Origin of the sequence: Massilia sp. UYP32, from assembly GCF_050434365.1 — a bacterium.
Taxonomy (GTDB): Bacteria; Pseudomonadota; Gammaproteobacteria; order Burkholderiales; family Burkholderiaceae_D; genus Telluria; species Telluria timonae.
The window spans coordinates 152,950-173,075 of sequence record NZ_JBNDIK010000003.1 but is presented as its reverse complement, the minus strand read 5'-3'; the positions used below and the strand labels follow the sequence as shown (position 1 = coordinate 173,075).

Sequence of the window (20,126 nt, the reverse complement as noted above, 5' to 3'; positions counted from 1 at the left end):
TTCCCAAGGGGCGTGCGCATCTGGTAAAGTCTCGGCCCATGAGTAAATTGTCCCTAGACCGTATTCTGCAATCGCAGGGATTCGGCACCCGCAAATATTGCCGCGCGCTGATCGAGGACGGCGACGTCGCCGTCAACGGCGAGACCGTCGACAGCTATAAAGCCACGTTCGACACCGATGGCCTGGTCCTGACCGTGTTCGACGAAGAATGGCCGTATCGCGAGCACGTCTATATCGCGCTGTACAAGCCGGCCAACTTCGAATGCTCGCGTAAACCAAGCCACCATCCGGGTGTGCTGACCCTGCTGCCGGAACAGTTTACCTGGCGCGAGGTGCAGCCGGTCGGCCGCCTCGACCACGACACCACGGGCATGCTCCTGATGTCGGACGACGGTCCGTTCATCCACGCCCAGTCCTCGCCCAAGCGCCACGTGCCCAAGGTTTACCAGGCCACGACCGCCGAGCCGGTCACCGCCGAACTGGTCGCCCACATGCTGGCCGGCGTGCAGCTGAACGACGAGCCGGCGCCCCTGAAGGCGGTGTCCTGTGTCCAGCGCGGCGAGCACACCCTCGAGATCGTCCTGGAGCAGGGCAAATACCACCAGGTCAAGCGGATGCTGGCCGCCGCCGGCAACCATTGCAGCGCGCTGCACCGCTCGCAGATCGGCGGCCTGACGCTGGAATCGCTCGGTCTCGAAGAGGGCGAATGGTGCTTCCTCGACCAGGCCCAGCTCGACTTGCTGGTGCCTGCCTGATCGATCCCGCAAACAGGCGGGCTTAACTGCATGCCTGGATGCAATACGTGCGACACCCAGAAGAAATATCCGCGACACTTACGCGCGATGGCAACTGAATACCAGTTGCTGCGCGAACGTTTTGATATAAAACAATAAATATGCACGCCTATCGCCCGAGAATTTCTCATACCATCGCCCTGGTTCCTCTCTTGCTGGCACTGCCGGCATTGGCCCAGACCGCACCGCACACCCTGGCCGAATGCGCCGCCATCGCCGACGGCAGCCAGCGCCTGGCCTGCTTCGACGGCGTTGCCGCCAGCCAGGCGGCCGCCGCTGCCGGCGCCGGTCCGGCCACCGCCGCCGTCGCCACGCCTGCCACCCCGGCCGCCGTGCCGCCGGTGCCGACCACGGCGCCAGTGGCCGAGGGCGCTTTCGATGCTCCGCGCACCAGCGCGGTGGACCGCACCGCCTCGGTCGATCCGGTAGTGCAGGCCGCGTCCCAGTACACCTTGAGCAGCCACTGGGAGCTCGACCCGCGCGACAAGCGTGGCGTGTTCAAGTTCCGTCCGCACCGCCCGAGCTACCTGATGGCGACCCGCACCCACCGCCCGAACGAAGAGCCGTACCGCGACTTCCTGGCCGCCGATCCGGATGCCGAGGGCCTGTCGAAGGCCGAGCTGGAGTTCCAGCTCAGCTTCAAGATGAAGATGGCCGAGACGCTGTTCGAACTGCCGGTCGACGTCTGGTTCGGCTATACCCAGAACAGCTTCTGGCAGGCGGCCAACCATGAGGCGTCCAGCCCGTTCCGCGAGACCAATTACCAGCCCGAGGTCATGTTCGTCACGCCGCTCGACTACGCGCTGGCGGGCGTCAACGTGCGCTTCCTGAACCTGGGCTTCGTGCACCAGTCGAATGGCCAGTCGTCGACGCTGTCGCGCAGCTGGAACCGGTTCTATGCCCAGGTCGGCCTGGAGCGCGGCCCGCTGACCATGACGGCCAAGGTCTGGAAGCGCGTCAACGAATCGTTCGACGACGACAACAATCCGGACATCATCGACTACATGGGCCGCTTCGAACTCGAAGGCAATTACCGCTTGAATGGTGGCCACGAGCTGTCGGCCATGGTGCGCCGTAACTTCAGCACCGACAAGGGTGCGGTCCAGGTCGGATGGGCCTTCCCGCTGGCGGGTCCGGTCAAGGGCTATGTCAATGCCTTCGCCGGTTATGGCCAGAGCATGATCGACTATAACTACTTCCAGCGTGCGCTCGGCGCCGGCATCATCGTCAAGTACTGAGCCCGAAGTACTGAGCCGTACCGTAGAATGGCGGCCTCGCACCAGGAGGCTTCCATGAAACTCGCCACGCTCGACGACGGCACCCGCGACGGCCAGCTGGCCGTGGTGTCGCGTGACCTGAAAACCGCCCACGTCGCCGACGGCGTCGCGCCCAGCCTGCGCGCCGCCCTCGACGACTGGGCCTTCATCGCACCCCAGCTCGACGTTCTTTATCGTCAACTGAACGAGGGCAAGGCGCGCCGTCCCTTCGACTTCGACCCCGCCCGCTGCATGGCCCCGCTGCCGCGCGCGAGCGGGCGCGTGTGCGGCGCCGCCTACCTGCATCACCACGAACTGGAACGCCGCGCCGCTGGCGCCGAATTGCCGGCGGCCTGGCGCGACGAGCCGCAACTGGCGCGGGCGGCCGGCGACGGCTTCCTCGGGCCGCGGCAAGACCTGGTGCTGGCGCGCGAGGAGTGGGGCATCGATTTCGGCGCCGAACTGGCGGTCGTGAGCGGCGACCTGGCGCAGGGCGCCACGCCGGACGCGGCGCATGGACAGATCCGCCTGCTGTTGCTGGCCAATGACGTCACCTTGCAGAACCTGGTGGCGGATGAGCGCGCCACTGGCCTGGGCCTGCTGCATGCCAAGCCGGCGACCGCTTTCGCGCCGGTGGCGGTGACGCCGGACGAGCTGGGCGAGGCCTGGCGCGGCGGCAAGGCCGCGCTGCCGTTGCGGGTGGTGTGGAACGGCAATCCGGTCGGGACCCTGGAGGCGGGGGAGGACATGGCCTTCAGCTTTCCGCAACTGCTGGCGGCGCTGGCCGCCGGCCGCAAGGTCACGGCGGGCACCATTCTCGGCGCGGGCGTGGTCGCGAACCGCGCGACGCGCCGCCACACGCCGGGTTACGCCAGCATCGCCACGCAGCGCTGGCAGGAAACGATCGATGGCGGCGAAGCCGTCACCCAGTACCTGCGGTTCGGCGACACGGTGCGCATCGAGATGCTCGATGAGAACGGCAAATCGCTGTTCGGGGCGATCGAGCAGACGGTACGGCCGGCGGTGTAGCCGGCTGCGGCCCCGGCCGACCCTACCGCCAAAATCCACTATCGTCGCGCTCGCCCCGCATGTCCACTTCGACCGGCCGGCTGACCCGGCGCAGCGCATCGGCGCGCAGCAGCCGGCCGTCCGGCTCGTGCAGCCGGTACCAAAGAAAGGCCACGCCGGACAGGGACAGGCGTTCGCCGCCGAACAGGTTGCCGCGCACCTGGGTCAGGCCTTCCAGCCGCAGGTCGACGTCCAGCACCAGGGCGCCGGCGCTGCGTTCGGCTTGGCCAAGGTAGCGCGCCGCGGTAAACAAGGGGCTTTTGTCACTGGCTTCGCCTGCCCGCAAGCCGTCGGTGAAGGCGTCGACCGCCTTCAGTTGCGCCCTGGCGGCGGCCTCGACGGCCTGCAGTTCTTTCTTGAGTTCGCCTTTGGCGGCGTCGGCCAGCACTTCCAGCCGCGCCGCGTGCTGGGCCAGCACCGACCGTTCCGCCCCCACCAGCCTGACCTGGTCGAGCAGGCGCGCATGCCGCGCAATGTCGAGTTCGCCCATATAGCCGCCGCTCAGTCCGGCCAGGCGCGCGGGGCAGGAACGCGCCAGCGCGCTGGCGAACAGGGCGCGCGCGCCGTCGCCATAGGCGCTGCCGGCCAGCGTCGCGTCGCTCTTGAACAGGCTGGCGAGGTCGGCCCCGGCGCGGAGTAATACCGTGGGCGCGGTGAGCCAGATCAACGGTATCGCCGTGCGGCGGTCAGCCGATTCCGGGGTGTGCGCGTTAATGTAGCGTTGCAGCTCGAGATTGCGCGCGGCCAATTCCTGCGCGGTGCGCGCGAGGGCGCCGTCGACGGTGCGCGCCGCCACCACGCCCTGGCTGACGATCGGGTCGTACAGGGTGACCTGGCGGTCCTGGGGCAGGCCGGCGCAGACTTCAATGGCGAGTTCCAGCGCCAGGTCGAAGGCACGCGCCAGCCCGGCGGCGCCGAGTTTGGCGGCGTCGACGTTGCCGCTCAATGCCTTGGCCTGGGCCGGCGGCAGGCGCGCCAGCAGTTCGGCGCGCTCGGCTTCGGCCAGCGCCTGCCGGGTTTCTGCTTCCAGCAGGCGGGCATGGGCGTCCAGCAATTCGGGGGAAGGGGCGGCCTGCGACCGGGCCAGACCCGGGTACAGCGCGCTCAGGCATAACACAATATAAAAAATGAAACTAAATGGCTTGCGATTATGTTTTGCCATGGTTCACCTTGTTTGTGATCGAGAAATAAATCTATCTAAATATCACTGAAGAAAAGTGTAACAATTTGTCGAGAAATATTAGGAGAAGTTTCAGGGCGATTGATTGGCAGATCGCAACGTCCCTAGAATCGTCGAATTGTTCTTGCACAATCAATAGCTTGCATGACGTAACAGTGCGTTTGTGACATTGGGATAGAATCCGTGGCCGAGCACGTTTGCCGGAAGATCAACAAGAAATGCGCTAGAATTGACGAGTTAACAAAGTGGTTCTATGAGTATTAATAACCTGCCCATGGCTGGCCTGGAAATCGGCTTTGCCACATCGCTGATCTGCTCCCTCCTGCTCGTGTTCACCACACGCTGGCACGGGCGCTATTCGCTCGACGCGACGCGCGGTGTACAGAAATTCCACATCACCCCGACCCCGCGCATCGGCGGCGCCGCCATCATGATCGGCCTGTGGATGGCGCTGGGCGTGCTGCCGCAGGCGCAGCAGGAACTGTTGCTGCCGGTGCTGATCGCCTCGCTGCCGGCCTTCGTGTTCGGCCTGGCCGAAGACCTGACCCGCACCGTGTCGGTGCGCGCGCGCCTGCTGGCGACCATGGCCAGCGGCGCGGTCTGCTGGTTCCTGACCGGCGTCACCCTCCAGTACACCGGCCTGGCGCCGCTCGACGGCTTGCTGGGCTGGCTGCCGTTCTCGGTGCTGTTCACCGCCTTCGCGGTGGGCGGCGTGGCCAATGCGGTCAACATCATCGACGGTTTCAACGGCCTGGCCAGCGGCACGGTCGTGATCGGCCTGGCCACCCTGGGCCTGATCGCCCTGGGCGCCGGCGACGTCCACCTGGCCCAGCTGTGCTTCGTGATCTGCGCCGTGACGGCCGGCTTCTTCGTCGTCAATTTCCCGTTTGGCAAATTGTTCCTCGGCGACGGCGGCGCCTACCTGCTGGGCTTCCTGCTGGCCTGGCTGTCGGTGATGCTGGTCTACCGCAATCCCTCGGTCTCGGCCTGGGCCCCGCTGCTGGCCTGCGCCTATCCGGTCTTCGAAACCCTGTTCACCATCTGCCGCCGCCTGTGGTGCCGCCGCCATCCGGGCCATCCGGACAGCTGGCACCTGCACAGCCTGGTCAAGACGGCGATCACCGCGCGCTACCTGCGCATGCTGCCGGCGCCGCTGCGCAATGCCTGCGTGTCGCCGGTGTCGTGGAGCATCGCCCTGGTGCCGGCCGCGCTGGCCGTCAACCATGCGAACACCCCCGCCGTGCTGATGCAGGGCGTGGTTGCCAGTTTCGCGCTGTACCTGGTCGTGTACGGCCTGGTGGTCGCCGCCTGGCGCGCCCGCCGCCGCCAGCCGGCGCACGTGGCCGCCGCCCCGCTGGCGCCGGCCACCACGTCCACCGTCAAGGTGGTCAAGCCCGTGGTCGCCCCGATCGCGCCGGTGATCGTGTCCGCCCGCATCGCCAAGCCGACCGCGGCCAACCAGCCGGCCCCGCTGTCCGACCTCGGCCGCGAGCAGCCGGCCCCGGCCTTCGTCCGCCGCCGCATGTAATGCCAGGCATCCGGCCGCGAACAGCGGCCGGTTTCCCATCCTGTTTTATATCTAGCCGCACGGCAATTCCGGCGATAATTTCATTTGCGCGGTACAAAGGCGCATGTGACATAGTTTGGCGGAGTAGGCATGTCGGAAGATAGCGACGCAGAAAAGACAGAAGACGCATCGCCCCGGAAGATCGAGAAGGCGCGCGAGGAAGGCGACGTTCCCAGATCGCGGGAGCTGGCCACCTTTACCGTCCTGATGACTGCCGGGGCTTGCCTGTGGGCCTTTGGCGGCATGCTCGTCGGCAAATTGAGCCTGGCGCTCAAGTCCGGCCTGTCGCTCGACCGCGAACAGGTCTTCAATCCCGCCATCCTGATCGAGCGCATCCTCAATGACCTGGTCGCCGTGCTGCTGGCGTGCCTGCCGATCGCCGGCGCCATCATGGCCATCGCCCTGGTCTCGCCGCTCCTGATCGGCGGCTGGCTGTTCTCGTCCAAGGCTTTCATGCCCAACTTCATGAAGCTGAACCCGATCAAGGGTATTGGCAATATGTTCTCGAAAAACGCCCTGGTCGAGCTGCTCAAGGCGGTCGCCAAGACCATCGTCGTGGGCGTGGTGGCGTATATCGTCGTCAGCGGCCAGAAGGAGGCGATGCTGGGCCTGGCGGTCGAGCCCCTCAATGAAAGCAGCGCCCACGTGGGCGCCATGATCGGCAAATCCTTCCTGTTCATCGTCGGCGCGCTGGGCTTCATCGCCCTGATCGACGGTCCTTACCAGTTATGGCACTGGAAAGACAAACTGAAAATGACGCGCCAGGAAATGATCCAGGAATCCAAGGAGTCGGACGGCAATCCTCAGATTAAGGGGAAGATTCGCCAGTTGCAGCGCGAAATGGCCCGGGGACGGATGATGCAAAATGTACCTACTGCAGATGTGATCGTCACTAACCCGACCCACTATGCGGTGGCGCTGAAGTATACGGACGGCAAGGGCGCGCCGCGGGTCGTGGCCAAGGGCATCGACGACGTGGCCGCCAAGATCCGCGAGCTGGGCCAGGAACACAAGGTCACGCTGATGGAAGCCCCGGCCCTGGCCCGCGCCCTGTACAAGCATACCGATATCGACGAAGAGATCCCGGAAAAGCTGTACTCGGCGGTGGCGGAAGTGCTGGCCTATGTCTACCAGCTGCGCGCCTACAAGAAGGGAGAAGGGGATTACCCGGATCGCCCGACGAAGTTGAAAGTGCCCGACGAGATGGACCCGCTGAACCCGGCGTCGCAACAGCCAGCGCCACCCAAGCCAGGGGGGCCGAATTGAACTGAACACGGAGTGAACTGAATGACCAACAGCATGAAACTGCCAGCCTGGATGAGCGGCCTCGGTGCACGAGGCGGCAAGGCGGCAGCCGCGCCGATCCTGATCATCATGCTGCTGGCAATGATGATCCTGCCGTTGCCGGCCTTCGTGCTCGACGTGTTCTTCAGCTTCAATATCGCGCTGTCGATCATCGTGCTGCTGACCGCACTGTATACGGTCAAGCCGCTTGACTTCCTGGCCTTCCCGGCCATCCTGCTGGTCTCGACCATGTTGCGCCTGGCGCTCAATGTGGCTTCTACTCGAATTGTCCTGACCGAAGGCCACACCGGCTCGGCGGCGGCCGGCAAGGTGGTCGAGGCCTTCGGCCATTTCCTGATTGGCGGTAACTACACCGTCGGTATCGTCGTCTTCATCATTCTGACCATCATCAACTTCTCGGTCGTGACCAAGGGCGCCGGCCGTATCGCCGAAGTCGGCGCACGCTTCGCCCTGGACGCGATGCCTGGCAAGCAGATGGCGATCGACGCCGACCTGAACGCCGGCCTGATCGGCGAAGCCGAAGCCCGCAAGCGCCGCCAGGAAGTCGCGCAGGAAGCCGAGTTCTACGGCGCCATGGACGGCGCCTCGAAATACGTGAAGGGTGACGCCGTCGCCGGCATCATGATCACCGTGATCAATGTGGTTGCCGGCCTGATCGTCGGCGTGGTGATGCACGACCTGGCGGTCGGTGAAGCGACCAAGATCTACACCCTGCTGGCTATCGGTGACGGCCTGGTGGCGCAGATTCCATCGCTGATCATCTCGATCGCGGCCGGTATGGTCGTGTCGCGCGTCGCCAACGACGAAGACGTGAGCTCGCAGCTGACCAACCAGCTGATGGCCAAGCCCGAGACGATGTACATCACCGCCGCCATCATCGGCGGCCTGGGGATGATCCCGGGCATGCCGAACCTGGTGTTCCTGCTGCTGGCGGGCTCGCTGGCCGGCGCCGGCTACCTGATCTCGAAGCGCCGCAAGGAAGCGCCGGCCAAGGAAGAAGCGGCCGCCGCGGCCGCCGCCGAGGCCACCGCCGCCAAGCAGGCCCCGGCCGAGAGCGAAGAAGCGACCTGGCAGGACGTCATGCCGGTCGACACCCTGGGCCTCGAAGTCGGCTATCGCCTGATCCCGCTGGTCGACAAGAACCAGGGCGGCGAGCTGCTCAAGCGTATCAAGGGCATCCGCAAGAAGTTCGCGCAAGAAGTGGGCTTCCTGGCGCCGCCGGTGCACATCCGCGACAACCTGGAACTCAAGCCATCGGCCTACCGCATCACCCTGAAGGGCGTGGAAGTGGGCAGCGGCGAAGCGCTGAACGGCCAGTTCCTGGCGATCAACCCGGGCATGGCCAGCGGCACCTTGCCTGGCCTGGTGACCACCGATCCGGCCTTCGGCCTGCCGGCCACCTGGATCGAAGCCGGCCTGCGCGACGAAGCGCAGAGCATGGGCTACACCGTGGTCGACGCCGGCACCGTGGTGGCGACCCACCTGAACCACCTGATCACGATGCACGCCTCGGAACTGCTGGGCCGTATGGAAGTGCAGGCGCTGCTGGACCACCTGGGCAAGGAAACGCCGAAGCTGGTCGAAGACCTGGTGCCGAAGGTCGTGTCGCTGTCGACCCTGCAGAAAGTGCTGCAGAACCTGCTGGTCGAAGGTGTGCACATCCGCGACATGCGCTCGATCATCGAGGCGCTGTCGGAGCACGCGAACATGACGCAGGACCCGTCGGAACTGACCGCCGTGGTGCGTGTGGCCCTGGGCCGCGCCATCGTCCAGCAGCTGTTCCCGGGCGAGAACGAGTTGTCGGTGATGACCCTGGACAACCGCCTCGAGCGTCTGCTGATGCAGGCGATGGGCGCCGGCGGCGACGGCACCGGCATCGAGCCGGGCCTGGCCGACACCATCGCCCAGCAGGCGGCCCATTCGGCCAACCAGCAGGAGCAGATGGGCCACACCCCGGTGCTGCTGGTGCCGGCCCCGCTGCGCGTGCTGCTGTCGCGCTTCCTGCGCCGCGCCGTGCCGCAGCTGAAGGTGCTGTCGCATGCAGAAGTGCCGGAGACCAAGACGATTCGGGTGACCAGCCTGGTGGGTGTGCCGATGTAATGGGGGAAGGGCGGTTCGTATGCCGCCCGGTCAGTCGGAGCGGAACTCTGGCTCCATCACCGGTGTCTGATGCTATGTATGCTGGTATGGAAGCACACCATCACATAACTCATCCTTGCCGCGAAAACCAAGCGACAGAGATCAAAGACGTTGGATGTGCATGGCATGCGGTGAATAACGACTTGGCATATGAAACACGGCCCGCCACCATCGCTCTTGTAGCGAGAACGGCGCTACCCGTGGCGAGTCTGGCGGTGACGTCAGACACTGCTGCCGAACTTTGTCGGCGGGAGGCGGGAAAGTCACGCCTGTCAGATACGAACACGGTCAACAGGACGGCTCGGGGCAGGAAGAGGACGTTGAGCACATTTGCTCACGTCTTTGATAGCAGTCGTGGGTATAGGTCACAGCACCTGTGCCGCACCCACCGCTCCACTCGACGGCGGTGACCATGACGGCGGAGCGCTCGCACATCTTTTGCCAGTCCCAGTTGTAATTGCATCGCACGCGGCCCTGGATGTTGCGATACAACAGTCGAATCGATTTGACCATGGTGTCCTCCCGGCGCCAGCGACAGGCGGCCTGTCTTGCATACTTGGACCTCTCTTCAGGGGCAAAGATCGCCCGGCCCCGGACGCCTGTTGACGACAACCCTCCGCTTGTCATCCGGTCAAAAGGTATCGCTTTTGCCGATTCCGATGAAATAGGCCCTTTTCCCCATCCTTTTCCCCTGATGGTTTCCTGAGGGCATCGTCAATAATGCTTCCTATCGATGGGCATCGTGCCCGTCATGCAGAACCAGATTGAAGCGCGGAGAACCAGATGAAGGTTAAGAAATTTACGGCAGCAACGTCCCGAGATGCATTGCGCAAGGTGCGCGAAGCCCTTGGTCCGGATGCCGTCATCCTCTCCAACCGTCCAGTCGACGGCCAGGTCGAGATCCTGGCGCTGGACAACGATGACGTGGCCTCGCTGGCCGCGCCGGCCGCCGATTCGGAAATGGCCCAGCCGGCGCCGCAACTGCAGCACTTCGACGACCTGGCCCCAGTGCCGGCAGCGGCCCCCGCCGCCGCCCCGGCCTTCCTGTCGCGCCGCCTGCAGGACGCCGCCCCGGCCGCGCCGATCGCGCCAGCCTACGCCGAACCTGCCCCGACCTACGCCGAGCGCCGCGCCCCGGCCCCGGAGCCGACCATCGACATGAGCGCCATGACCTCGATGATGAGCGCCGCCATCGCCCAGGCCAAGGAATCGGCCGCCGCCGAGATGAACGGCATGATGAGCGAGATCCGCGCCATGCGCGGCCTGATGGAAACCCAGCTGGCCGAGCTGTCGTGGAACGCCACCGCCCAGCGCGAGCCGCACAAGGCGACCGTGCTGCGCGAGATGCTGGCCGCCGGTTTCTCGGCCACCCTGGCGCGCTTCCTGATCGAAAAAATGCCGGCGACCAAGGATGCCGCGGAAGCCATGCGCTGGGTGAAGACGGTGCTGGCGCGTAACCTGACCACCATCGGCAACGAAGACGCGTTGCTGGAGCAGGGCGGCGTGTACGCCCTGGTCGGCCCGACCGGCGTCGGCAAGACCACCACCACCGCCAAGCTGGCCGCGCGCTGCGTGATGCGCCACGGCCCGGACAAGCTGGCCCTGATCACCACCGACGCCTACCGTATCGGCGGCCACGAGCAGCTGCGCATCTACGGCAAGATCCTGGGCGTGATGGTGCACTCGGTGAAGGATGAGGCCGACCTGCGCATCGCCCTGAAGGAATTGCGCAACAAGCACACCGTGCTGATCGACACCATCGGCATGTCGCAGCGCGACCACATGGTGGCCGAGCAGGTCGCCATGCTGTCCGGCTCGGGCGCCGACGTGAAGCGCCTGCTGTGCCTGAACTCGACCTCGACCAACGAAACGCTGAACGAAGTGGTGCGCGCCTACCAGGGCAGCGGCCTGCACGGCGCCATCATGACCAAGATGGACGAAGCCGCATCGATCGGCGGCGTGCTCGACGTCGTGATCCGCCAGAAGCTGAACCTGCACTACATCTCGAACGGCCAGCGCGTGCCGGAAGACCTGCACGTGGCCGACCGCAACCTGCTGGTCGACCGCGCTTTCCGCAACCGCGGCAACGGCGCAAACGAAGCCGACATGCCGCTGATGATGGCTGCGGCACAAGCCGCGCGCGAGGTGAACCGTGGCTAGTTTCGATTTCGACCAGGCCGAAGGCCTGCGCCGCATGCTGCAGGGCCCGCGTCCGCGCGTGGTCACCTTCCTGTCGGCCACGCCTGAAGACGACAAGGGCGCCATGCTGGTCAACCTGGGCGCCTCGCTGGCCCAGGCCGGCAACGACGTGCTGATCGTCGATGCCTGCGAAGTGGAATACGGCGTCGCGCGCCGGCTCGGCATGAACCGGCGCGCTTCGCTGCTGCAGGTGGCGCGCCAGGAAAGCGCATTGAACCAGGTGATCCGCCCGGCGCCGCAAGGTTTTTCGGTGGTGCCGATGGGCGCGCCCGAAACCGCAGCCGAGGCACGCCGCCTGGGCAATACCTTCGACGTGCTGGCGCTGCAAACCGGCATCGTCATCGTCGACGCCGAGCTCGGCCCGGACGGCGATTTCCCGGTGGCCTCGATGCTCGATTCCGAGATCGTGGTGCAGGTGTCCACCAGCGCGGCGTCGATCACGAACGCCTATGCGCTGATCAAGCGGCTGTCGCAGCAACTGGGCCGGCGCCCATTCGGTATCCTTGTTACCGGTGCGACAGAGGCAGAGGCCAAGGTGGTATACGATAATATGTCAGCAGCAGCAACACGTTACCTTGCCGTCAAGCTCAGTTTCATGGGCTCGGTGCCAGCCGACGAGTACCTGCACCGGGCCGCACGCCTGGGCCGGGCCGTGGTCGACGCCTTCCCGCTGGCCGGCGCGTCGGTGGCGTTTCGCCAGCTGGCAGGCAAGTTCGCGCTGCACGCCATGCCGCAGTTCGGCAAGCAGGGGAGCGCGGCCCACTTTGGCTCGTAATCGACATCGGCAATAGAACACAAGCAGAGAGAAGACTGACACCAGCATGTACACGGTCAAAGGGAAAGCGGACAAGAATTCTTTGCTGACGGAGCATATGCCGTTGGTAAAGCGTCTTGCCCACCACATGAAGGCCAAGCTGCCGCCTTCGGTGGAGGTGGATGACCTGGTGCAAGCTGGCATGATCGGCCTGCTGGACGCCATCAACCGCTACGAAGACAACCATGGCGCGCAGTTCGAGACCTATGCGGTGCTGCGCATCCGCGGCGCCATGCTCGACGAATTGCGCAGCAGCGACTGGATGCCGCGCAGCACGCGCCAGAACATGCGCAAGGTCGAGACCGCGATGCACGAGCTGCAGCAGCGCCTGGGCCGGCCGCCGAGCGAATCTGAAGTGGCCAAGTCGCTCAAGCTCTCGCTCGAGGATTACCAGGAGATGCTGGCCGACTCGGGCGGCCACCAGCTGGTCTATTACGAAGACTTCCATGACGACGACGGCGACGGCAACTTCCTCGACCGCTACGCGGTGGACGACAGCGACCCCTTGCGCGGCCTGATGGAGACCGACTTCCGCCACGCGGTGATCGAGGCCATCGACAACCTGCCGCCGCGCGAGAAACTGTTGATGGGCTTGTACTACGAAGAGGAATTGAATCTGAAGGAAATCGGCGCCGTCATGGGTGTGAGTGAATCGCGGGTGTCGCAGCTGCACACCCAGGCCGTCGCGCGCCTGCGCACCACCTTGCGAGAGCATATATGGACTGGGCCAGCGTAGGCGGCCTGGTGCTGGCGATAGCCGGCATTTTCCTCGGCTACACGCTCGACGGCGGCAAGTTTGCATCGCTGATGCAGCCGGCCGCCTTCGCCATTGTCGTGGTCGGCACCTTCGGCGCCGTGCTGCTGCAGAGCGAAACCCGCACCTTCCTGCGCGGCCTCGGCATGCTGCGCTGGGTGTTCGTGCCGCCGAAGAACGGCCGCCAGAAACTGTCGCGCGACATCACGCTGTGGAGCCAGTCGGCGCGCCGCGACGGCCTGCTGTCGCTGGAGCAGTACATGAACAAGGCCGACCCGTTCGTGGCCAAGGGCCTGCGCCTGGTGGTCGACGGCATCGCGCCGGACAAGCTGCGCAGTTTGCTGGAACACGAGATCAACGGCTATGAATTCGCCCAGCGCCAGGCGGCGCGCATCTGGGAATCGGCGGCTGGCTATGCGCCGACGATCGGCATCCTGGGCGCCGTGCTGGGCCTGATCCACGTGATGGAAAACCTGTCCGACCCGGCGCGCCTGGGTTCGGGCATCGCGGTCGCTTTCGTGTCGACCGTGTACGGCGTGGGCCTGGCCAACCTGTTCTTCTACCCGGTCGGCAACAAGCTCAAGGCGATCGTCAATGACCGGGTCTCGCAGTACGAGATCCTGGCCGAAGTGTTCGCCGATCTCGCCAGCGGCGACCACGGCCGCGTGGTCGACGAGCGCGTCGCCAGCCTGCTGGCGCGCCACTGACGGCAGGCGACATCATGGCCCGCAAGCGCTACGACGACGACGTCCCGCAAGAGCACCACGAGCGCTGGCTGATCTCCTACGCCGACCTGATCACCTTGCTGTTCGCCTTCTTCGTGGTGATGTACGCGATCTCCATCGTCAACGAGGGCAAGTACCAGGTGCTGTCCGACGCCCTGGGCGACGCCTTCGGCGGACGCGGCGCGGCCACACAGGTCAATACCAACGTCGAGCCGGTGCTGCCGCTGTCGCACATCATCAACCGCAAGCGCAACGAGGCCGCGCGCCGCGAGCAGGAGCGCATGGGCGTGATGGCGCGCGAGCTGTCGGCGACCCTGCTGCCGCTGGTGAAGTCGGGCCAGGTGCGGGTGACCCAGAACGCGCGCGGCGTCAGCGTCGAGATCAATGCCAGCGTGCTGTTCGAGCAGGGCGAAGCGGCGCTCGACCCGGAGGCGCGCGAAGTGCTGGGCGCGGTGGCCGGCCTGCTCAGGGACGATACCCACCGCATCGAGGTCGAGGGCCATACCGACGACGTGCCGATCGCCAGCCCGGTGTATCCGTCGAACTGGGAACTGTCGACCGCGCGCGCATCGAGCGTGGTGCGCCTGTTCATCGACAACGGCCTGCCGCCGGCGCGCCTGTCGGCGATCGGCTTTGCCGACACGCGGCCGGTGGCGCCGAACACGGACGTGGCCGGACAGACCCGCAACCGGCGAGTGGCGGTGACCATCCTGGCGGCCTTGCCTGAAACAGGCGGTAACATTCTTCCCTGAACTGCAGCGATAACTCATGTCATAATCGAAAGGCGGTTGCCGCGCTCGCGGCAGCCTTTCTTGAAAACCATGGTGGCCCCGTGTCGTAAGGAGACGAGATGCATGTCAAACGAAGCATGCCGGCAGCTGTGCTGGCGACGTTGCTGGCGCTGGGCGGCCTGGTCGGCGCGGTCAAGGCCGTGGAGGCCAAGGTGAACGTGCATCACCGGCTCGAGGTCGAGACCGGCGCCAAGTCGGTCAAGGTGCGGGTGCTGATCGAGAACCGCGGCGACCAGTCGGTGTGGATCCCGCGCGAGATCGCGCTGGGCGACGACCTGACCGCCCCGCGCTTCAACCTGCGCACACCCGGGGAAGAAGTGGCCTACACCGGCCGCATGGTCAAGCGCGCCGCGCCGGGCCCGGCCGACTACCTCGAGGTCAAGCCGCAGACCACCCACCTGAACACGATCGACATCACCCAGGCCTATGCCTTCAAGCCGGGGCAGCACAGTTACGAGATCCGCTATGCCGGGCCGTGGCTGAGTAGCCTGGGCAAGCTCGATGCGGCCAGCATCAAGAGCAGTCCGGCGATTCCGGTGAAGTTTTCGTTTACGCAGCGGTAGAGCCCACTGGCTGAACGGTGGGGTGGACGGCTCCGCCGTCCACGCGTCCAACCGCCGTATGAGTCACCGCGCATCCGTGATTTGAACGCGTGGACGGCATAGCCGTCCACCCCACCGGTACGAATGAACATTCAAAGCCCGGCCATCATTGCTGCGCAGGCGTATTCTCCCCAAAATACTCATGTGAGTCGGCGTTGTTGATCGCCCGCTCCGGCGCCGTGCGCGCCAGTTCGGAGGCGCCGGCCTGGCCGTACACGTGGTCGTCGGTCGCCGCCACCACGTCGAAATGGCTGAGCTCGTGCAACAGGGTGCCGCCGCGCGAATCGGTGCCGGTCACGGCCGCGGCCCAGAACGCCCTGCACACCCACACGGTGTAGGGCCGCGCCGGGTACACATAGGCGAAATACGGCTCGTCGCAATCGCAGTCGATCTTGACCGGCTTGTTCTCGAACGCGTCCTTGATGGCCGTGAAATTGCTGGTGACCTTGGCGCCGCGCGCGGCGTCGAGGGCGCCGAACCAGGTCGTGTAGCGCTCGCCATATTGCTTGCCGGACGTCAGATAAGCGTGGCTGTCGGCCGTCATCGCGCGGCCCGCGTCCATCGCCGTCACCAATTGCTCCTGCTGGGCGTTCGAGCAGTTGGCGTAGCTCAGGCCGGCCCCGCCCGGCTCCGGCGCCATGGCGGCCGGCTTGGCGCCGCGCGGCAGGCGGCCGTCGACCCAGATGCTGACCGGCTTCGAGACCAGCTCACCGACCACCGCCTGGACGCCGGCGCCCGGCGCCGGCATGGCCGCGCTGTGGTAGCGGATCGTGTAGCTGCCGGTCACGCTCATCTCGTACAGCCGCGACAGCTCGACCGTCTTGCTGAGCGAAGCGCCGGGATCCAGGCGCACGTAGTCCGCCGGACCGGGCGCCGCGCGCTTGATGCGCCGGCCGAGATAGCGCACCGGCTGGCCGTCGCGCCGCACCTCGAACAAGGGCGCTTCCACCCCATCCAGCGGCGTGCGCCAGCGCAGCAGGTGCTGGGCGGCGCCCGACGAATTGGTGAGCGTGACGCGCACCATCACGTCGTCGCCGCGCTCGACGGTGGGCTTTACGGGTGTGACGATGACGTCGACGGCGGCCGCGGGGCTGCTGGACAACGCCAGCACCAGGGCCGCGGCGGCGGCCGAAGGCAAGAGAGGGTAGGGGGACATGGCGGGCTCCTGAAATGATGACGATTCCCCACTGTCACCCCATCCCTGCGCTGCATCTTGTGCTGATGCAACGTCCATCGCTTCTCGACTTAAACCAAGTTAATAGGCCGGCAAACACTAAGACAAATAAACAACAGATCGCCAGTAAGTGACAGACCGCCATGAAGCTATTTGCTATCATGCAACTAAGATATCCAGCAGGTTATTAATTCTTGGTCAAGACGATTGACCAGAGGCGTTTCCCATGATTACCCAGATGAGAAGTGGTACGGCCAGGTCGGTGCGGTTCTTGCAGGCGCGGAGGATTGCATGAGGGAAACCCGGGAAATGATCGACGCCCTCGCACGAGAGATCGGCCTGGACGACGAAGAAATCGCGGCGCGCCGCAGTTTTCTGCAATTCGACGAGCGCGACGCCGCCGTCCTGCGCGAGGTGCACGCCTTGCTGGACCAGGAGCGCGACACCTTCTCGGACAGTTTTTATGCGCACCTGCTGGCCTTCCCGCGCCTGCGCGAGCTGCTGGCCGACAGCGAAACCACCTCGCGCCTGCGGCGCGCACAGGCCGGCTACTTCAGCAGCCTGACGGCCGGCGACTACGGCCCGGCCTACATCCACGAGCGCCTGCGCGTGGGCGCCACCCACCAGCGCATCGGGCTCGACCCGAAATGGTATATCGGCGCCTACCGCAAATACCTCTCTGAACTGTCCAGCCTGCTGTGGCAAAAGCTGGACCACGATCCGGCGCGCTTCATCGAGGCCTGGGATGCGGTGCTGAAGGTGGTCTGCTTCGACATGGGGCTGGCGCTGGACACCTACGCCCACGCCGACCAGCGCAATGTGCGCCAGAACCGCGACTACCTGGAACAGGTGATCGACGGCATGCCGGCCGGCCTGGTGGTGGTGGATGCCGACCGCAAGGTGCGCTCGATGAACCGCACGATGGCCGACCTGGTCGGCGCGCCGGAAGAAGCCGCCGCGGCCGGGCACCCGCTCGAGCAATGGCTGCCCGCCCCCGAGCTGGCGGCGCGCGTCGACGAGGCGCTGCGCACCGGCGCGCCGCAAGACAACGTGCTGGTGACGCTGGACGGCCGCGCCGACGGCGTGCGCTACGTCGAGTTCAACATCCGCCGCACCCGGCAGGCGGGCGGCCACATGCTGCTCCTGATCGGCCAGGACATCACGTTCCGCCGCAAGGCCCGCCTGCGCCTGCAGGAGAGCGAGGAGTTCTTCCGGCTCACCTTCAGCCAGGCCGCGGTGGGCATCGTACTGCTGGGCCCGGACGGGCGCCTGCTGCGCGTGAACCGCAAGATGGCGCAGATCCTGGGCTACAGCGAAGTGGAGCTGCTGCAGCGCTTCTTCCAGCAACTGACCCATGAAGCCGACCTGCCCGACGAGCTGGCGCTGGTAAAACGCCTGCGCGCCGGAGAAATCGGCGACTACCAGCGCGAGCGGCGCCTGCTGCGGCGCGACGGCACGCCGATCTGGGTGAACATCAGCGTCTCGATGATGCGCGACGCCAACGGCAACCAGCGCTTCATCTCGGTGGTCGAGGACATCTCGCGCCGCAAGAGCGCCGAAGAAGCGCTGCTGCGCATGGCCAACCACGACGCCCTGACCGGCCTGCCGAACCGGGTGCTGCTGCAGGATCGCCTGGCGCAAGCCATCGTGCACGCGCACCGCGCCGGCACGCAGGTGGCGGTGATGTTCATCGACCTGGACCGCTTCAAGCACGTCAACGACAGCCTGGGCCACGATGCCGGCGACCAGATGATCGTCGAGATCGCGCGCCGCCTGGCGAGCAGCCTGCGCGAGAGCGATACGGTGGCGCGCCAGGGCGGCGACGAATTCGTGGTGGTGCTGCCCGAGCTGGGCGGCGAAAACGATGCGGCCAAGGTGGCGCAGAAGCTGCTGGATAACCTGTTCCAGCCGCTGATGCTGTGCGGGCAGGAGGTCTTCCCGACCGGTTCGATCGGCATCGCGATGTATCCGCGCGACGGCCTGGACGCCGCAACCCTGCTCAAGTGCGCCGACAGCGCCATGTACCAGTCAAAAGGCACGGGCGGCAACCACTACAGTTTCTACGTCGCCGACATGGGCGCCCAGTCGGTGGAACACCTGCGCATGGAAGGCGCGCTGCAACGCGCGCTGCAGCGCCAGGAATTCCTGCTGCACTACCAGCCGGTGGTGGACATCGCGAGCGGCGCCGTGAGCGGCGTGGAAGCGCTGCTGCGCTGGAAGCCGCACGGCCGGCCGATGGTGGCGCCATCGGACTTCATCCCGCTGGCCGAGGAAACCGGCCTGATCGTGCCGATCGGCGAATGGGTGCTGGAAACCGCGATGGCGCAGCAGGTGGCCTGGCTGCGCCGCGGCCTGCCGCCGGTGCGCGTGAGCGTGAACCTGTCGGCGCGCCAGTTCCTGGGCCAGGACGTGGCCCAGCGCGTGGCCGAGTTGCTGAACAAGACCGGCTGCGATCCGCGCTGGCTGACGCTGGAGATCACCGAGAGCGTGCTGATGCAGAACCCGGCCGCCGCCGCCGAGACCATGGCCAGGCTGGCGAACATGGGCGTGCAGCTGGCGATCGACGATTTCGGGACCGGGTATTCGAGCCTGGCGAGCCTGAAGCGCTTTCCGATCCACAGCCTGAAGATCGACCGCAGTTTTGTGAGCGACCTGACCCAGGATGCGGACGACGCCGCGATCGTCAACGCGGTGATCGCGCTGGCGCATTCGATGAAGCTGAACGTGATCGCGGAAGGGGTGGAGACGTCGGAGCAACTGGCCTTTTTGCACGAGCATGGGTGCGACCAGATGCAGGGCTATTGTTTCAGCAGGCCGGTGGAGTCGCAGGGGATCGAGGTGTTGTTGAAGGCGGCGGAGGCGGCGTGAAAGCGGGCGGCTTGCCGCGGGCATTATGCCCAGTGCGTGAGAAAGCACGCATTTTTCATCGAACTATTTTGGTATCCTGTCACGTTGTTTGAACCCGCCAGCCTTCCATGCCATTCCGGATCCTGATCCCCGTTCTCGCGATTGCACTGCTACCAGCGTACAGCGCGGCCCAGCCACAGCCTATGGAAGCGGCCAGCGCCGCATGCTTTCACGACCGCGCGCGCCTGCTGGCCCTGGACGAGGACAGCTTCGACCAGGATTTGAGCGGCGGCTGGCGCGCGATCGCCGACAAGGGCGGCGAATGCGAACTGGTGGCGGCCGATCTGCTGCGCGACTACCGCCAGCTGCACAAGAACGATTCCACCATGCTGCTTTGGCACGAAGGGCAGATGCGCGCCTTTGCCGGCCAGTATGCGCAGGCGATCGACCTGATGCGGCGTTCGCGCGGACCGGGAGAAGAGGACAAGGGCGGCTGGAAGGCGTACGTCGATGCCACGGTCGCTTTCCTGGGCCGGGAAGAGGCCGCTCTCGAAAAGGCGCGCCAGCGGCTTGCCGCACTCGCGCCGCCACCCGGGGAGAAGCTGGTCATCAAGGATGGCTACTTCGAGGTGAAAACGGCGGACGGCCAGACCCTGAACATGCGCTGGCCGCCGAATATCGACGTGGTCGAAGGTTTGCAGAACTGCTTCGACCAGCCTTACAAGACTGCTTATGCGATGGAGTGCCGCACCAGAAAGACTCGGCCGGCGAACGGAATCTAGCCCGGCCGCAGGGCATGGCAGGGTGGGATGCGCAGTGCTTCCGCATTGACAAAATCTCTCGATCGCTCGGACAATGGTGCTGGATACTATGTTTGCAATCTCCAGCACGACCAAACGGATGCATGTACG

Annotated in this window: 16 protein-coding genes; 14 read left to right on the top strand and 2 right to left on the bottom strand. The window is 65.6% G+C overall.

From position 1 onward, the window contains the following. The first annotated feature begins 38 nt into the window (after nt 1–38). The 3 genes from ABIB42_RS03615 to ABIB42_RS03605 all read left to right on the top strand — a co-directional run bounded on the left by ABIB42_RS03615 (nt 39) and on the right by ABIB42_RS03605 (nt 3,079). A complete protein-coding gene (locus tag ABIB42_RS03615) occupies nt 39–755 on the top strand; it encodes a pseudouridine synthase (protein ID WP_005665810.1) in 717 nt (238 codons plus the stop codon). A 191-nt stretch (nt 756–946) separates the two neighbouring features. After that, nucleotides 947–2,032, top strand: coding sequence for a phospholipase A (locus tag ABIB42_RS03610; protein ID WP_312165028.1), 1,086 nt, complete (start codon nt 947–949; stop codon nt 2,030–2,032). Nucleotides 2,033–2,086: 54 nt separating this feature from the next. Beyond that, nucleotides 2,087–3,079, top strand: a complete 993-nt coding sequence (locus ABIB42_RS03605; RefSeq protein ID WP_429247914.1) for a fumarylacetoacetate hydrolase family protein — start codon at nt 2,087–2,089, stop codon at nt 3,077–3,079. Nucleotides 3,080–3,101: 22 nt separating this feature from the next. On the opposite strand, the gene ABIB42_RS03600 is transcribed toward ABIB42_RS03605, so the two are convergent. Further along, nucleotides 3,102–4,280: a hypothetical protein gene (locus ABIB42_RS03600; RefSeq protein ID WP_429247913.1), complete on the bottom strand. Its 1,179-nt coding sequence runs from the start codon at nt 4,278–4,280 to the stop codon at nt 3,102–3,104. 292 nt (nt 4,281–4,572) lie between these two features. Between ABIB42_RS03600 and ABIB42_RS03595 the strand changes: the two genes are divergently transcribed. The 9 genes from ABIB42_RS03595 to ABIB42_RS03555 all read left to right on the top strand — a co-directional run bounded on the left by ABIB42_RS03595 (nt 4,573) and on the right by ABIB42_RS03555 (nt 15,155). Beyond that, nucleotides 4,573–5,826 carry an MraY family glycosyltransferase gene (locus ABIB42_RS03595; RefSeq protein ID WP_273162305.1) on the top strand — a complete coding sequence of 418 codons (1,254 nt, stop codon included), beginning with the start codon at nt 4,573–4,575 and terminating at the stop codon, nt 5,824–5,826. Nucleotides 5,827–5,955: 129 nt separating this feature from the next. Then, nucleotides 5,956–7,131 carry a flagellar biosynthesis protein FlhB gene (gene flhB, locus ABIB42_RS03590; RefSeq protein ID WP_005665816.1) on the top strand — a complete coding sequence of 392 codons (1,176 nt, stop codon included), beginning with the start codon at nt 5,956–5,958 and terminating at the stop codon, nt 7,129–7,131. Between the two features lie 21 nt (nt 7,132–7,152). Beyond that, nucleotides 7,153–9,270, top strand: coding sequence for a flagellar biosynthesis protein FlhA (gene flhA / locus ABIB42_RS03585; RefSeq protein ID WP_184239093.1), 2,118 nt, complete (start codon nt 7,153–7,155; stop codon nt 9,268–9,270). A gap of 822 nt (nt 9,271–10,092) precedes the next feature. Then, nucleotides 10,093–11,469, top strand: a complete 1,377-nt coding sequence (gene flhF / locus ABIB42_RS03580) for a flagellar biosynthesis protein FlhF (RefSeq protein ID WP_219865008.1) — start codon at nt 10,093–10,095, stop codon at nt 11,467–11,469. After that, nucleotides 11,462–12,283, top strand: a complete 822-nt coding sequence (locus ABIB42_RS03575) for a MinD/ParA family ATP-binding protein (RefSeq protein WP_219865007.1) — start codon at nt 11,462–11,464, stop codon at nt 12,281–12,283. The genes flhF and ABIB42_RS03575 overlap by 8 nt, the downstream gene beginning before the upstream one ends. A 46-nt stretch (nt 12,284–12,329) precedes the next feature. Then, nucleotides 12,330–13,058 carry an RNA polymerase sigma factor FliA gene (locus ABIB42_RS03570; protein WP_005665822.1) on the top strand — a complete coding sequence of 243 codons (729 nt, stop codon included), beginning with the start codon at nt 12,330–12,332 and terminating at the stop codon, nt 13,056–13,058. Continuing rightward, nucleotides 13,040–13,783 (top strand): flagellar motor protein, encoded by a 744-nt coding sequence (locus ABIB42_RS03565; RefSeq protein WP_005665823.1) that lies wholly within the window; start codon nt 13,040–13,042, stop codon nt 13,781–13,783. The genes ABIB42_RS03570 and ABIB42_RS03565 overlap by 19 nt, the downstream gene beginning before the upstream one ends. Nucleotides 13,784–13,797: 14 nt before the next feature. Further along, nucleotides 13,798–14,553: a flagellar motor protein MotD gene (gene motD / locus ABIB42_RS03560; protein ID WP_071361625.1), complete on the top strand. Its 756-nt coding sequence runs from the start codon at nt 13,798–13,800 to the stop codon at nt 14,551–14,553. Between the two features lie 98 nt (nt 14,554–14,651). Continuing rightward, nucleotides 14,652–15,155: a hypothetical protein gene (locus ABIB42_RS03555; protein ID WP_208279123.1), complete on the top strand. Its 504-nt coding sequence runs from the start codon at nt 14,652–14,654 to the stop codon at nt 15,153–15,155. A 145-nt stretch (nt 15,156–15,300) separates the two neighbouring features. On the opposite strand, the gene ABIB42_RS03550 is transcribed toward ABIB42_RS03555, so the two are convergent. Further along, on the bottom strand, nt 15,301–16,350 hold the full coding sequence (locus tag ABIB42_RS03550) for a M35 family metallo-endopeptidase (RefSeq protein ID WP_429247912.1): 1,050 nt from the start codon (nt 16,348–16,350) through the stop codon (nt 15,301–15,303). A gap of 309 nt (nt 16,351–16,659) precedes the next feature. Between ABIB42_RS03550 and ABIB42_RS03545 the strand changes: the two genes are divergently transcribed. Both ABIB42_RS03545 and ABIB42_RS03540 read left to right on the top strand, forming a co-directional pair. Then, entirely contained in the window at nt 16,660–19,236 is a 2,577-nt protein-coding gene (locus tag ABIB42_RS03545; protein ID WP_429247911.1) for an EAL domain-containing protein, read from the top strand. A gap of 182 nt (nt 19,237–19,418) precedes the next feature. Continuing rightward, nucleotides 19,419–19,997 (top strand): hypothetical protein, encoded by a 579-nt coding sequence (locus tag ABIB42_RS03540; protein ID WP_429247910.1) that lies wholly within the window; start codon nt 19,419–19,421, stop codon nt 19,995–19,997. The last annotated feature ends 129 nt before the right edge of the window (nt 19,998–20,126 follow it).